This is a genomic window from Phormidesmis priestleyi ULC007 (assembly GCF_003003695.1).
In the GTDB taxonomy this organism is placed as follows: domain Bacteria; phylum Cyanobacteriota; class Cyanobacteriia; order Leptolyngbyales; family Leptolyngbyaceae; genus Phormidesmis_A; species Phormidesmis_A priestleyi_A.
In genome coordinates, this window is sequence record NZ_PVWG01000038.1 from 32,767 (window position 1) to 46,245 (window position 13,479).

Here is a 13,479-nt window from a genome sequence, read left to right on the forward strand (position 1 = left end):
TTTCCTGATGCATCTGCTCACTCAGAACCCGATTTCTCAGCAAGCTTTTAAAGGGGTCGCACTCGCGTCTTTCTTAATGCGTATTGTGATTATTTTGGTGTTGGCTTGCCTTTGGGTGTTGCTTGCTGCAACGCCTGCCAACGCTCAAAGCAAAACGATTAATTACACCAGCACTCAGCTAGAAAAGCGTGATTTCTCAAATACTGATTTAGAAGGGGGCGTTTTTGTCGCTGCCGAAATGCGAGAAGCGAACTTTCAAGGCGCTAACCTGAAGAGCGCAATTTTGACCAACGGCAATCTTTTGTCAGCAAATTTGGCCGGGGCAGACTTAACTTGGGCACTTGCCGATCGCGTCACTTTCTATAAAGCAAACTTGACCAACACCATTTTTGTAGAGGCGACTCTTACGCGCAGCATTTTAGATGAAGCAGATGTGACGGGGGCAGATTTTACAGATGCGCTGCTCGATCGCTACACGGTCACAAAGCTTTGCAAAACAGCGTCTGGGGTTAATCCAGTCACAGGAGTTGCCACGCGAGAGAGCCTCGGATGTCCCTAAGTATTCATCAAACTGAGCCTGCCCATTCTTTTGCCCAGTTTAAGGTTTGGTTTACCTGCTCGATCGTAGCCGCTTCGCAGTAGAGCCGCAAAACAGGCTCGGTGCCACTAAAGCGAATCAATAACCAACTCTGATCCGCCAACCGAAATTTATAGCCATCGTCAGTTTGACAGTGAATGACTGAGCGTCCGGCAATCTCTTTTAGGGGCTGATTTTGCAGTTGATTTAGAAGCGCTGCCCGAACATCCATGCTGGCGAGGGGCAGATCAATGCGATCGTAAACCGCCGTGAACCCTGTTTTGAGTCGAAGCTGGTGATCTTGTTCGCCTAGATCTTGCCCAGTTTGCACCACGGTTTCTAAAAGATAGAGCGCGGCAAGCAGTGCGTCTCGTTCGGGAATGTGATGCCCATAGCCAATTCCACCCGATTCTTCACCGCCTAAGAGAACCTGAGTTTCTAACATCCGATCGGCGATATATTTATATCCGATCGGAGTCTCAAACACGGGTAGATTGTGCAATTTGGCAACCTGGGGCATCAAGTCAGAGCCACTCACGGTTTTCACAACTTCGCCTCGATAGCCCTTCCGAACAAATAAATGCTCAATTAGAATCGGGATCAATACTTGAGAACTGAGGAAGTTGCCTTGCCCGTCTACTGCCGCGATGCGATCGGCATCTCCATCAAACACCAATCCCACGACGGGGCTATCACTGCGATAGTCTCGAATTGTTTGTAATAGCTTAGACAAATAGCGAGGCAGCGGTTCAGGTGCGCCGCCTTCAAATAGGGGATCACGATCGCTGTTCAATTCCTGAATCGGAACTCCCAGCAGTCTTTCTAATCCTGTCGCAGCGGCACCGTGCATGACATCGGCAAACACCGTCAGCTTACCTTGAGCAATGGCTTCTTGAATGGCGACGATATTCACCTGCGATCGCAGCCCCTCACAATAACTCGTCCAGGGATTAAACATTTGCAGCGAACCCGGCTTCTCGGTCGGTCGTTCTCTGACTTCCGCTTTGATCAAGGCTTCGATCTGCTGCGTCACGTCGGGCGGCACTGATCCCCCAAATGCACCTTTGACTTTCAGCCCAGAATATCCACCGGGATTGTGACTCGCCGTAATCACGAGGGCACCTAGAGCATTTTGCTGCTTGGCGACCCAGCTAAAGGCCGGAGTCGGCGCAAAGCATTCAGATAGCAAGACATCAAACCCGATCGCTCTCACCGAGTCAGCCGTTGCTTGGGCAAACTCTTCAGACAAGAAGCGGCGATCGTAGCCGACGATAATCGTGTTACTCCCGGTTGTGTTGCCATAAACTTTGGCAAGCACCTGAGCCGCAAGCGGGGCAACAAATGTCAGTCGATCGAAAGTAAAGTCGGCGGCGATTAGTCCTCGCCACCCGTCGGTGCCAAATTTAATCGGGTTGATCGTCGTCACGATCGGAGCGGAATGAACCATGGTGCCACAACCTCACTAAAATCTGCCTCGTCTTAGAGTTTATCTAGATGCGCTTTCTGATCTCAGTATTGGGCAGATGCTACACCATAACTTAACAAACCTAGCTCAAAGCATCCGTGAAATCACTGCCTAAATCCTACCGCTTTACACTGGGGAGAGTGCAGCTTCGGTCTGAGTCGAGTTAGCAGCACCCGAATAGACTAAGCCTCGCTGCATATCCAGGGTGATAATCTCGCCGTCTCGAATCACGGCTGTAGCGTTTTTGACTCCCACAATCACAGGCACTCCCAACCGTAGACCAATGACAGCGGCGTGACTCGTGAGACTGCTATCTTCAGTGATGACTCCTGCCGCTTTGCGAATCGCCTCGACATAATCGGCACTCGTGTTAGCCACTACTAAGATCTCTCCGGCATTGAAGTGAGAAATTTCTGAGCCGATCGCCGCCACTCTAGCCCGTCCGCTGACTGAGCCTTGACCGATGGCGACTCCTTTGCCCCGAATGGCAGTGACGACTTCAACTTTGATCAAATCAGTCGAGCCAGCAACGCCTTGCAGGGTTCCGGCGGTCATCACGACTAAATCGCCTTCACACACTAAGTCTTTTTCTTGAGCCACGTTGAGAGCCGCCTGAAAGGTCTGCCAGGTTGAGGGCAAATCTAGCACCAGCAGAGGCTTAATTCCCCAAACAAGCTGAAGTTGCCGGGCCACGTCAACATGGGGCGTGATTGCCAGAATCGGTGTTTTAGGACGAAACTTTGAGACGTTTCTGGCAGTGGCTCCTGTTTTGGTGAGCGTCATGATGGCCCCTGCCCCTAGCTGATCTGAGATTCGCCCCACGGCCTGACTGATGGCGTTGGGAATTGAGCGTCCGGCATCTTCTGAAAGGCGCTTGCCTTCTTCTTTCTCGATTCGCACAGCAATTTGCACCATCGTTGAGACAGCTTCGATCGGGTAGTTGCCCACGGCGGTCTCATTCGAGAGCATCACCGCATCAGTGCCGTCAAGAATTGCGTTTGCCACATCAGAAATCTCGGCACGAGTCGGACGCGGGCTATTCACCATGCTGTCGAGCATTTGGGTTGCGGTGATCACTGGAATGCCTAACCGATTGGCGGTAGCAATCAAGCGCTTTTGCAGAATCGGCACATCCTCGGCAGGAAGCTCAACGCCCAAATCGCCTCGTGCCACCATCACGCCATCTGAAATCGACAGAATGGCTTCCATCTGCTCGATCGCTTCGTGCTTCTCAATTTTGACAATCACCGGAACGGCTTTTCCGGCGCTGGAAATCAATTCTTTGATTTCTAAAACGTCTTGAGGATTGCGGACAAAACTCAACGCAACCCAATCTACGCCTTGGTCTAACCCAAACACTAAGTCTTTGCGGTCTTTATCAGTCAGCGCCTTGATCGACAGATAAACCCCCGGAAAGTTAACCCCTTTGTTGTTAGAAAGTGGGCCGCCGACCACCACGCGGCAATGGAGCGCTTGGGCATCTCGATCGATCGATTCCACCTTCATTTCGACTCTGCCATCGTCTAGCATAATCGTGGCACCCGAAGGGACTTCTTCAGCCAGCAAATCATAAGTGACCGAGCTGATCTCTTGAGTTCCGGGGAGCAAACGGCTCGTAAGCGTGAAGGGATCGCCCTTTTTTAGCACGATGGGCCCGTTTTCAAATCGCCCCAGCCGAATTTTGGGGCCTTGCAAATCTTGCAAAATTCCGACGGGCTGATTTAAGTCGTAAGAGATCTGCCGAATTAGCCGAATGCTCCGCAAATGGTCATCGTGGCTACCGTGGGAAAAATTGAGGCGTAGCGTGGTTGCCCCAGCTTCAATCAGTTCCCGTAAAACTTCTGGACTACTGGTCGCAGGACCGATCGTCGCGACAATTTTGGTTCTACGCTGGGAGGGTTGCAATTGCATGAACAGAATCCGGGAGGCTACAAAGAGTAAAGGATTAAAGTGCGGTGAGGTGATTACCGAGTCTCTTAAATTAAAGGAATACAGAAATTGTTTTCTAGCCTGAAACTACGAGCAAAAATGGCTGCTTATGGTCAACTAGATCAAGTCACTTGATCGCATCTCAGCTTAGATTAAAAAAAGCTTATGCAAGTAGTTTAAGCGAAGACTCGCCCCTATTTGCACTTCTGAGAGCAAAGCTTCTATATAAGCATCAGGGATATTACCATGTTTGGCAACGCTTCAGAAAAAGCATCACAAGAACTTCTCACAGCTAGGCAAGCAATTGGAAAAGTTTGACCTCGATCGTCACGATGCCACTTCTCAAACCCCAAATGGGATAATTAAAAAGAGTCCGATCGCCATTCATCTCTCTTCTCTCAGATCTCTTAGTCAGCGATATCGGAATGCCCGAAATGGATGGCTATATGCTGATGCAGCAGGTGCGATCGTGGTCATTAGAGCGCGGCGGACAGATTCTTGCGATCGCCCTGACTGCCTATGCAGGCGAATATGACCAAGAGCAGGCACTCTCGGCAGGGTTCCGGGCCCATGTATCAAAGCCAGCGGAACCCGATCGACTGATTGCGATCGCGATTCAACTGGCAGGAAAACAGTAGAGTCTTTGGCTCAGAAATTTTAACGACGGAACAGTTTAGGCAGACGAGGTTTGGCATTAGAACGGATGGCAACTCCTCCATTCAGTCGTTCGCCTGTGCCCCCGTCTTTACGGTCGAGAAATGGCTTCAAGTTAATGTCACTTGAGCGCAGAGTTTTAGGGGGAGCGGTTGCACCATTGCGTCCCAAGCCGCGAATTCCTAGCAAGCTACCCAACTGATTGATAATATTGCCGTCTGCGCCGTTTTGCCCATAGGTTAAAACGCCCTGGGTTTGTTGCCCACTATCGGCGATCGTCAAGTTTTGAAACACGCGATCGCGGGTTGTTAAAGGATCTTGTCCGTTGGGTACCGTCAGCACAATGCGACAAGACGGAACTCGATCAGTCGTGACGCAAATCGTGTTGTAACCATTCTCGACGGCGGTTTTCATCTCCAACAACCCATCAGATCGGTAAGACTCTAACCGACGCGAAATCTCATTACAGCGTCGATCAGAACTCCAACCGCCACCTAAAGCACTCGGAACCGCCCAGGGATAGGCTCGATTAGGCTGACTCTCTGGCATATACATCACGGTGTATTGGCTGTTAGAGTTTTGGCAAGCAAACCGCACTCCACTCAACGGTGGGTTAGGAATCGTAGATCCAGGAATGGTAGTTCCGCCAGTTCCTGGCTCAGTGGGGACAATTACATCACCAGAAGGCGACGTGGTTTGTGCTACCAGCACACTATTAGCAGGTGCAGCGATCGCCGCGCTACTCAACAGCATCGCCGCGCCCGTTGCTACGCTAATCTGCAAACCTGTCTTAACCTGCGATCGCAACATTGTAGTCAACCTCAAATATGTAAATAATTTAGACTGGGTGGTGCCCTCGATCGGCGAGAGTTCGCGGCTTCTGGTGGTGCGCCTCAGTCCGATATCAACCTCAAAAACCCCTGAAGCCATAAAGCTTTTCGACGAATACGTTTTGTTCGCATCCTGATTACCCAGACCCCGCTTTTTCTACCAGGTTCCCCAGGCTTTCCAGATTGCTCAACCCGTCTCTTCGTCTGCCGACGCTCGATCGCCACTTGGTTAATGGAATTTCATCTGATTCATCAGTCAAGCTTAACGGGCTTTACTTAAGTTCATGATTTTGCGTATCGTATACTACGCGAGGATACGACAAAGGAGAAAGAAACAATGTCGGCGGCAACAAAGCCCCTGACAGTTCCTAAAGAGTTGCTGGGCCCTCCTGGTGACTTCAATCCAACCCTATTGATTTTTTGGCTCTCGGTGGTTTTAGCGGTGATTTCAACGCTGGGCTATTGGTGCTGGGGTTGGATCGATTGGTGCTGCTTCTGCATGAATGTTTTGGCGCTTCATATGGTAGGAACCGTGATCCACGATGCCTGTCATGGAGTTGCCCATCGAAATCGATTGGTAAACGCTTTACTGGGGCACGGCAGCGCATTTCTGCTGTGTTTCTCATACCCAGTATTTACGCGGGTTCACATGCAGCATCACGCCCATGTGAATGACCCCGACAATGACCCTGACCACGTGGTTTCGACGATGGGGCCGCTGTGGATTATCAACGCCCGATTTATGTATCACGAGTTCTTTTTCTTTAAGCGCAAGCTGTGGCGAAAGAACGAGCTTTTAGAGTGGGGTTTAGCGCGGCTCTCTCTAGGTCTTGTGCTCTATCTGGGATATCACTATGACTTCATTGGATATGTGTTTAACTTTTGGTTTACCCCATTGGCAGTCGTGGGTCTGGTTTTAGGACTGTTCTTTGATTATTTGCCGCATCGCCCTTTTAAAGAGCGCGATCGCTGGAAAAACGCCAGAGTTTACCCTAATCGCTTGCTCAATTGGCTGATTATGGGTCAGAACTATCATCTGATTCATCACTTATGGCCTTCGGTGCCGTGGTATCACTACGAAGGAGCCTATCTTGCAACAAAGCCGCTTTTAGATGCTAAAGGCAGTCATCAATCGATCGGGCTACTCAAAGAAGACTTTCTGGGTTTCGTCTATGACATTTTTCTAGGAATTCGCTTTCATCATAAAAAAGCGCAGGTGGTTGAAGAAATTTTACCGATCGCGAAAACCCCTCAAGAAAACTCTGTCGAATAGGTGAGCCATTTGACAACTCAGAATCTATCTCGATGAAGAGGCTTTTACCTCACTGCTGCGTCAAGATCGGCTTTAGAAAAACTGATTATTTATGTAAGTTTGAGGGAAAAAAATGTTGGGATATTTCTTTGTAATCTTGTCAACTGCGTTGAGTCTGCTAGTCGTCGATATTGTCCTACCGGGCGTAAATATTGCGTCGTTTCCATCCGCTTTGATTGCAGGCGTGTCGATCGGTTTAGTCAACGCTTTTGTGAAGCCAATTCTGTCACTGCTGACTCTGCCTATTAATTTCTTAACGCTGGGCTTGTTTGCGCTCGTCGTCAACGGCATTTGTTTCTCGCTAGCGGCGGCTCTCACTCCAGGGTTTAGCGTTCACGGCACTCTGGCATTTATTCTTGGGCCTGTAATCTTGTCGTTTGCAAGCACCTTCCTGAATAAGTATTTTGCAGAACGTACTTCTGCCCCCAAACTAGAAAGTACTTCTGATCTCAAAACTGAAGTCTAGTCTCGTAAAACTGAATTAAAAAAGGGGGTTCGCCATCAGAGTGAATCCCCTTTTTTTAATATCAAATTGTTTTCTAATCTCGCGTTCTAAGTCTCATCGGTGAAGCGGTGAGTTGAGCGAGCGTCCAATCAGGTCGAAGGCTCTTGGCGTGTCTCATATAGGGATGATAAATTCTGATTTCTGGGTCAGGCGTGTTGAAGTGAATCAAGAAGCGAATGCAGCGCTCTAAACTTCCCTCGACATACATTTGCTGCACGTCTAGCAACGGCACATTTGACCAGTGAGGACGCTCACGAGCGATCGCGGCTGGATAGATGGCATCCAAATCACGAGTTGCGGAAAACGTAGCACTGATGATCTCGTCAAAATCAAGTCGATTATGAGCTTCTAGTTCATCCAGTAACTCAGTGACCGCTTCTCGAATTGCCTCGACGCTATTAGTCGAGACTGTTGTTGCCCCACGAACCGCTCGAACTCTCCACTGCACAGTTTCATCCCTCCAAGTTTTTGCTAGTTGCTAGCCGAATCAATTGTAGTCGTTCGTGCCTTAACCACTAGCTTATCAAGAGAGTGTGAAGGGATCGGGGATCAAGGATAAAGGATGAAAAAGTTTTAATTTAAGCAGGTGAATTTGCTGACCTGTTGAATGGAGAGATGATTTAAGTAGGGGCAATCCCTCCGTGGTCGCCCTCTATACATTGAAGGTAAGCACGGGGGCGCAACCCCTATAGCTATTAAAGGCCCCTTTTTATATCAAGGGCGATATAACCACAACGGAAGCCCGTTCGTAGACAACTCAAACTCTAGCCAATCGGCACCTGCCGCAAGTCCAGGAACGGTGTAAATGGCGTGGGCAAGACTGTTGTTTGATGTGAGACGGCTGACGAGAGGTTTTTTCTCCTCAAAAGTGAAGCACTTGGTTTTTTCGGGATCGAGTCCAGCGAGTTCGGCTGCCCAGCGACGGGCATCTTCTTCGGTGCCTAGTCGATCGACAAGTCCCAGTGCTAAAGCCTGCTGTCCCGTAAAAACGCGACCATCCGCAAAGCTTCTCACAGCTTCGGTGCTCAGATTTCGCCCTTCGGCGACCACTCCCACAAACTGCGAATAGCTGACATCAATCAGTTCTTGCAGAATGTGTTTTTCGGGATCGGTAAGTTCGCGATCGAATGCCAAAATATCTTTATAAGGTCCCGATTTAATCACCTTAAACGATACGCCGACCTTTTCTAGCAAGCGCTCCAAGTTATTGCCCCGTAAAATCACGCCAATGCTGCCTGTGATGGTGCCAGGGTTTGACATGATATGTTGAGCACCCACGCCAATATAAATCCCGCCAGATGCCGAGATGTTGCCAAAACTGGCGACGATTTTGACCTTTTCTTGCAGTCTTTTTAACGCACAGTAGATTTCGTGAGAATCTGCAACGGTTCCGCCTGGGCTGTCGATCCGCAGCAATAGAGCGGGAAAGCGTCTTTCTTCGACCGATTTAAGGTCTTTGAGAACGCGATCGCGCATTGCCCCCGCGATCGCGCCTTTAATTTCAATTCGAGCAATTTGTTTGCGAAACCGGGACTTAAAAAGCGAAATCATGGGCATTAAAGAACGGTGAGTGAGAACGACTTAAACTTCTAGTGTGCCTCAATGCAAGTCGCGAGTGGGAAAATTGGGGATCAGAAAAAATTCAACCGTGGCGTTCGTCACTTAACATAAGTACATAGTCAGATAGAATTAGCCAAAATTTTAGTAGCAGCTAGTCATGCATCTCAAGATCACTGAGTCTCGATCACCGTTTATTCCTGTGCTGCTGATTGCGCCCTTTTTCCTTTGGGGAACCGCAATGGTCGCGATGAAAGGGGTGATTCCCCACACCACACCATTCTTTATGGCAGGTGTGCGATTAGTGCCAGCAGGTGTATTGGTGGTTGTGGCGGGTGCTTTGATGGGCAGACCTCAACCAAAAGGGTGGGCCGCCTGGTTGTGGATTGCGCTCTTTGGCTTGATAGATGGAACCCTCTTTCAAGGATTTTTAGCCCAAGGTTTGATGAGAACAGGGGCAGGTTTAGGCTCTGTAATGATCGATTCGCAGCCGTTAGCTGTGGCACTGCTGGCACTCTGGCTATTTGGTGAAACGATCGGACTTTGGGGCTGGCTCGGTCTAGGAATCGGCGTTTTGGGGATCAGTCTGCTGGGTCTACCAGAAGCCTGGATCGGGTCGGCAGGAGATTGGTTGATGACCGCGATCGCCCACGGGCAATGGACGATCTCTAGTGATCGGTCTATCTCTGACCTTTTTCTCAGCTTGTTTGACAACGGACAGTGGCTGATGCTGTTAGCAGCGTTATCAATGGCAGTCGGAACCGTGATGGTGCGATATGTTTGCCGCCATGCTGACCCCGTAACCGCGACGGGATGGCACATGATTTTGGGCGGCTTGCCGTTATTTGCGCTTTCTAATCAGTTAGAATCCGCGCAGTGGGTCGATCTGACGACTGCTAACTGGATGGCTTTGGCTTACTCGACGATCTTTGGGAGCGCGATCGCTTACGGGCTATTTTTCTATTTTGCTTCTAGTGGTAGCCTGACGAGTCTCAGTTCTTTAACCTTTCTCACGCCTGTTTTTGCCCTTTTATTTGGCAATCTGTTTCTTTCAGAAGTGTTGAGTCAGGTGCAATGGTTTGGGGTGTGTCTGACGCTAGTTAGCATCTATTTGATTAATCAACGAGAGGTGTTGAGCCAGAGATTTAAGCGACTAACTTTCTATGGGGTTTCTCCGGATCAGGAAGATGAAATTCAGAATAGGTCTGTGATACTGCAATCTCCGCTAGAAATCAGTGAGATTACGATCGGGTCATTACCGATCGTAGAATCTGAATCTGAGTGATCACCTAAAGTTGGAGCCTGTCGTTAAGATTCGCGAAACTTTTTTGCGGACAATACAGAGATGGCGGTTAGCATTGAGCTAGCAAGAAAAGACACCTTTATTGGTACGCTAGTCGCACTCCCACCTGAGTTCGCTTATGATTTTTCGTCACTCTGGTTGGCTACTGATTACGAGCTTGGCTTGTTTAGGAGCGTTTCCTCAATCGGTCAAAAGTTTGGTGAGTCAGCCAACCTCACAATTCATAACAACAAATGTGAGCGCGTCTTCGCAAGTTGCTCAAGCTCAGATCTCAGACGGGGCACCTAAAGTTGATCAGTCGTCTAAAAAGTGGTGGCTTTTGGGTATTGTGACAGTCTCTGCTGTAGGGGGCGGGCTGACATTTTTTGCGTTAAGACGACAATCGCCTTCATCAGAATCATCACCGCTGCTCGAACCGTCTACTTTTTCATCAAAACTTATTTTAGAGGATGCGATCGAGCCGCCTGAAGCCAGAGATCTTAATGATGAACCCCCTTCAACTAATGGTCATCATCCCCAACCGATTCCCGTCTCAGAAACCTTTAAACGCAAAGAACTTCCTGAAGTAAGTCCGACCGAAGATCCCCAGGTTTCTGAAACCACTCGACTAGCCAAAATCAGTATTGTTGACGAATTGCTGCGAGAGCTTCGCACCCCTGACCCTGCAAAACGGCAAAAAATCATTTGGGAGTTGGGGCAACGAGGAGACACGCGCGCCGTTCAGCCGATGGTTGATTTGATGATTGATTCTGACTCAAAGCAGCGCAGTTTAATCTTGTCTGCTCTTTCTGAAATTGGCACCCGGACGCTCAAACCTCTCAGTCGAGCGCTGGCGATTTCGCTGCAAGATGAGAGCGCAGATGTGCGTAAAAATGCAATTCGGGATTTGACTCGCGTTTATGACCTGGTTTCTCAAATTAGTCATTTGTTGCATCAAGCGTCTGACGACCCCGATCGAGACGTGCAAGAAACTGCGGTTTGGGCGTTAGGGCAATTAAATCGCATGCGATCGGCTCCTACCAGTGCCGAAAATCTACCCGCTTTTAAGCAGTCGGTAAGCCCACCTGAAAACCTGCCGTAAAGTCGTGAAACCCGCTCATAATCCGGCTTTTCGACTGTGAAAGAAAAGCGACAATAGGGGTAGAACCCAGATGGAGCAGAAAGATTGCTAAGTTCTACAGTTCCTGAGATTTCTTCCCCCAAAGCGCGTTTGTGGATGCCTGAGCAAGTTCTCTTTACCCCTGCTGCCCTGGATGAACCGTGGGGTCAGCAAATTCTTTCGCGAGTCAAGGCGCTAAATTTGCCAGTTGAGGCGTTGCCTAAAAATCGTCTAACTGGTTTGCGTGGCGAGACTGAGCGCGAGACCTATGCAATTTCTAAGCGCACGTTAGCGGTGGTCAATGCACCACCGAGCAGTTTAAAGCTCAGTCCGATTCCGCCGTCTGCTGATTGGCAGTTTCATTTAGCCGAGGGCTGTCCGGCTCATTGTCAATACTGCTATCTGGCTGGGAGTCTTTCAGGTCCACCTGTGATCCGAGCCTTTGCAAATCTGCCTCAGACGTTGCAAAATCTTGGCAACTATGAGCGATCGCAGAGTCAAACTTCTTTTGAGGTGAGTTGCTACACCGACCCGCTAGGCATTGAGCATCTAACGGGCAGTTTAGCCGAGTGCATTCGCTATTTTGGGACACGCGACGATGGTTATCTGCGTTGGGTGTCGAAATTTGACGGGGTTGATGGCTTGCTAGCTCTTCCGCACAATGGTCACACACGCTGCCGATTTAGTGTGAATGCTGCGCCGATCAGCGATCGTCTTGAAGGCGGCACGGCATCAGTCACCGATCGCCTCCAGGCATTGAGAAAGCTGGCGTTGCCCCGCGCCCAAGGGGGAGGCTGCTATCCGGTTGGGTTAGTGATTGCGCCGATTATGCCGATCGAAGATTGGGAAGAACACTACGATCGCTTGTTTGAGTCGATCAGTGCAGTACTAGATTTTGATTGTGACTTGACTTTTGAGCTAATCTCACACCGCTTTACGCCGGGTTCTAAAGAGGTGTTGCAGGGTTGGTATCCTAACAGCAAGCTAGAGATGGATGAGTCTAAGCGAGTGGTGAAACGCAATAAGTTCGGCGGCGTTAAATACGTTTACGATGCCACCACGATGAAGGCGATGCGTCAGTTTTTTGAGGGGCAAATTCGCGATCGCTTCCCTCAAGCCAAGATTTTGTATTGGACTTAGTACGCTGGCAAAGCTGAATTGCTGATCTGTAGAGACGCTCTATAGAACGTTTCTACAGACAGCAACTTTGCACTCTAGTGGGGAAGAGAGAGTTGCGTTTGCGTTAGGCTGAGGCGTAGTTGCGGAGACAGTTCCTAATGGTGAATCAACTTGACTTAAATGATTACAAGCAAGGAATTGTGGACTTATACAATCGCAGAAGTCAAACTTACGACGATAGCGAGTGGCATGTACAGATTTGTTACCGTCTTCTTGAGTATTCACAGGTGATAGGACTTACGCATTGACAGAATAACCGAAATAGCAGTCGTGCTTTTCAGCCCTTTCAGCTTTATTTTTTCATTTCTTTTTTAGGAATTTAAAGTCAAAGAAAGGCCTTGCAAAAGGCTGAAACGACCTATTCTCGTTATTCCATAATATGGCTAATTTGTACAGTGCGTAAGTCCTAGGTGAGTTCTGGGCAGTCTGTACTAGATATTGGAATGGGAACAGGACATCTTGCGATCGCTGCGGCTGAAATCGTTGGAGAGCAGGGTTGGGTAGTTGGAGTAGATCTCTCTGCTGGGATGTTGGAGCAAGCACAAAGTAAAGCTGACGCATTAAGACTCAGTAACGTTGAGCTTCAACTCGTGGATGCTGAGAATCTCAATTGTTTAAGCAATCACTTCGACCACATTTTGTGTGCAAACACATTTCCCTGGATAGAAAATAAAGAAGCTACATTACAGTTGTGGCATCGCTTTCTTAAACCTGGAGGCAGAATCAAAATTCATACTCCTGCCGATACAGCGTACATTGGGGCTGTCATCTTGCGGAAAGTGTTTGCAAAGTACGGCATTTCGCTAGAACTGAGCAATCGCATTGGTTCTAACGAACAGTGTGAAAGATTGTTGACTGAGGCTGGTTTTGAGACAGTTGAAATTACAACAGAACAGCATGGCAACTATACGAGTTTAGACAAAGCCAAGGCAAGTTGGGAAGGAGTTGTTATGTATCCCTCATCTACCTCTTTGAAAATGTCCCCTGATTTAACGTGAGTTGGACGGAAGATAGAAGCGCAAAAGGAAAGCTGAGACTACCTTTGAAAGTCATGTAAACCTTTTGAGTC

The 13,479-nt window shown here is 48.9% G+C and carries 13 protein-coding genes; 8 read left to right on the plus strand and 5 right to left on the minus strand.

The genetic code is table 11. From position 1 onward, the window contains the following. Positions 1-7 precede the first annotated feature (7 nt). Positions 8-559 carry a pentapeptide repeat-containing protein gene (locus C7B65_RS20970; RefSeq protein ID WP_083583151.1) on the plus strand — a complete coding sequence of 184 codons (552 nt, stop codon included), beginning with the start codon at positions 8-10 and terminating at the stop codon, positions 557-559. Positions 560-566: 7 nt separating this feature from the next. Here the strand turns inward: C7B65_RS20970 and C7B65_RS20975 are convergent, their stop codons facing one another. Beyond that, a complete protein-coding gene (locus C7B65_RS20975) occupies positions 567-2,024 on the minus strand; it encodes a phosphoglucomutase/phosphomannomutase family protein (RefSeq protein ID WP_073074464.1) in 1,458 nt (485 codons plus the stop codon). A gap of 144 nt (positions 2,025-2,168) precedes the next feature. Further along, the gene (gene pyk, locus C7B65_RS20980; RefSeq protein WP_073074465.1) at positions 2,169-3,953 is read right to left on the minus strand and encodes a pyruvate kinase; all 1,785 of its coding nucleotides are present in this window, start codon (positions 3,951-3,953) and stop codon (positions 2,169-2,171) included. A gap of 404 nt (positions 3,954-4,357) precedes the next feature. Between pyk and C7B65_RS20985 the strand changes: the two genes are divergently transcribed. Beyond that, on the plus strand, positions 4,358-4,609 hold the full coding sequence (locus C7B65_RS20985; RefSeq protein ID WP_223257463.1) for a response regulator: 252 nt from the start codon (positions 4,358-4,360) through the stop codon (positions 4,607-4,609). Between the two features lie 19 nt (positions 4,610-4,628). Here C7B65_RS20985 and C7B65_RS20990 read toward each other — a convergent pair whose 3' ends face one another. Then, on the minus strand, positions 4,629-5,555 hold the full coding sequence (locus tag C7B65_RS20990; RefSeq protein ID WP_223257460.1) for a COP23 domain-containing protein: 927 nt from the start codon (positions 5,553-5,555) through the stop codon (positions 4,629-4,631). A 237-nt stretch (positions 5,556-5,792) separates the two neighbouring features. Here C7B65_RS20990 and crtR point away from each other — a divergent pair, with 237 nt between their 5' ends. Both crtR and C7B65_RS21000 read left to right on the plus strand, forming a co-directional pair. Continuing rightward, positions 5,793-6,728, plus strand: coding sequence for a beta-carotene hydroxylase (gene crtR / locus C7B65_RS20995; RefSeq protein WP_073074467.1), 936 nt, complete (start codon positions 5,793-5,795; stop codon positions 6,726-6,728). Positions 6,729-6,840: 112 nt separating this feature from the next. Beyond that, positions 6,841-7,233, plus strand: coding sequence for a phage holin family protein (locus C7B65_RS21000; protein WP_073074468.1), 393 nt, complete (start codon positions 6,841-6,843; stop codon positions 7,231-7,233). Between the two features lie 73 nt (positions 7,234-7,306). Here C7B65_RS21000 and aroH read toward each other — a convergent pair whose 3' ends face one another. Both aroH and sppA read right to left on the minus strand, forming a co-directional pair. Next, positions 7,307-7,720, minus strand: a complete 414-nt coding sequence (gene aroH / locus C7B65_RS21005) for a chorismate mutase (RefSeq protein ID WP_073074469.1) — start codon at positions 7,718-7,720, stop codon at positions 7,307-7,309. A gap of 266 nt (positions 7,721-7,986) precedes the next feature. Continuing rightward, positions 7,987-8,823, minus strand: coding sequence for a signal peptide peptidase SppA (sppA, locus tag C7B65_RS21010; protein ID WP_073074480.1), 837 nt, complete (start codon positions 8,821-8,823; stop codon positions 7,987-7,989). Between the two features lie 166 nt (positions 8,824-8,989). Here sppA and C7B65_RS21015 point away from each other — a divergent pair, with 166 nt between their 5' ends. The 4 genes from C7B65_RS21015 (at position 8,990) to C7B65_RS21030 (ending at position 13,408) form a co-directional block, all read left to right on the plus strand. Next, on the plus strand, positions 8,990-10,114 hold the full coding sequence (locus C7B65_RS21015) for a DMT family transporter (RefSeq protein ID WP_073074470.1): 1,125 nt from the start codon (positions 8,990-8,992) through the stop codon (positions 10,112-10,114). Between the two features lie 136 nt (positions 10,115-10,250). Beyond that, positions 10,251-11,213 (plus strand): HEAT repeat domain-containing protein, encoded by a 963-nt coding sequence (locus C7B65_RS21020; protein WP_073074471.1) that lies wholly within the window; start codon positions 10,251-10,253, stop codon positions 11,211-11,213. Positions 11,214-11,297: 84 nt separating this feature from the next. Continuing rightward, complete coding sequence (locus C7B65_RS21025; RefSeq protein WP_244913256.1) at positions 11,298-12,371, plus strand: spore photoproduct lyase family protein; 1,074 nt, start codon at positions 11,298-11,300, stop codon at positions 12,369-12,371. A 449-nt stretch (positions 12,372-12,820) separates the two neighbouring features. Then, positions 12,821-13,408: a class I SAM-dependent methyltransferase gene (locus C7B65_RS21030; protein ID WP_223257461.1), complete on the plus strand. Its 588-nt coding sequence runs from the start codon at positions 12,821-12,823 to the stop codon at positions 13,406-13,408. Positions 13,409-13,479 lie beyond the last annotated feature (71 nt).

What these genes read in the sequence shown, in the direction of transcription:
- C7B65_RS20990 (WP_223257460.1), bottom strand. Translation starts at nt 5,555, where the DNA reads ATGGCTTCAGGGGTTTTTGAGGTTGATATCGGACTGAGGCGCACCACC.
- C7B65_RS21020 (WP_073074471.1), top strand. Translation starts at nt 10,251, where the DNA reads ATGATTTTTCGTCACTCTGGTTGGCTACTGATTACGAGCTTGGCTTGT.
- C7B65_RS21000 (WP_073074468.1), top strand. Translation starts at nt 6,841, where the DNA reads ATGTTGGGATATTTCTTTGTAATCTTGTCAACTGCGTTGAGTCTGCTA.
- C7B65_RS21015 (WP_073074470.1), top strand. Translation starts at nt 8,990, where the DNA reads ATGCATCTCAAGATCACTGAGTCTCGATCACCGTTTATTCCTGTGCTG.
- crtR (WP_073074467.1), top strand. Translation starts at nt 5,793, where the DNA reads ATGTCGGCGGCAACAAAGCCCCTGACAGTTCCTAAAGAGTTGCTGGGC.
- C7B65_RS20970 (WP_083583151.1), top strand. Translation starts at nt 8, where the DNA reads ATGCATCTGCTCACTCAGAACCCGATTTCTCAGCAAGCTTTTAAAGGG.
- pyk (WP_073074465.1), bottom strand. Translation starts at nt 3,953, where the DNA reads ATGCAATTGCAACCCTCCCAGCGTAGAACCAAAATTGTCGCGACGATC.
- C7B65_RS20975 (WP_073074464.1), bottom strand. Translation starts at nt 2,024, where the DNA reads ATGGTTCATTCCGCTCCGATCGTGACGACGATCAACCCGATTAAATTT.
- sppA (WP_073074480.1), bottom strand. Translation starts at nt 8,823, where the DNA reads ATGATTTCGCTTTTTAAGTCCCGGTTTCGCAAACAAATTGCTCGAATT.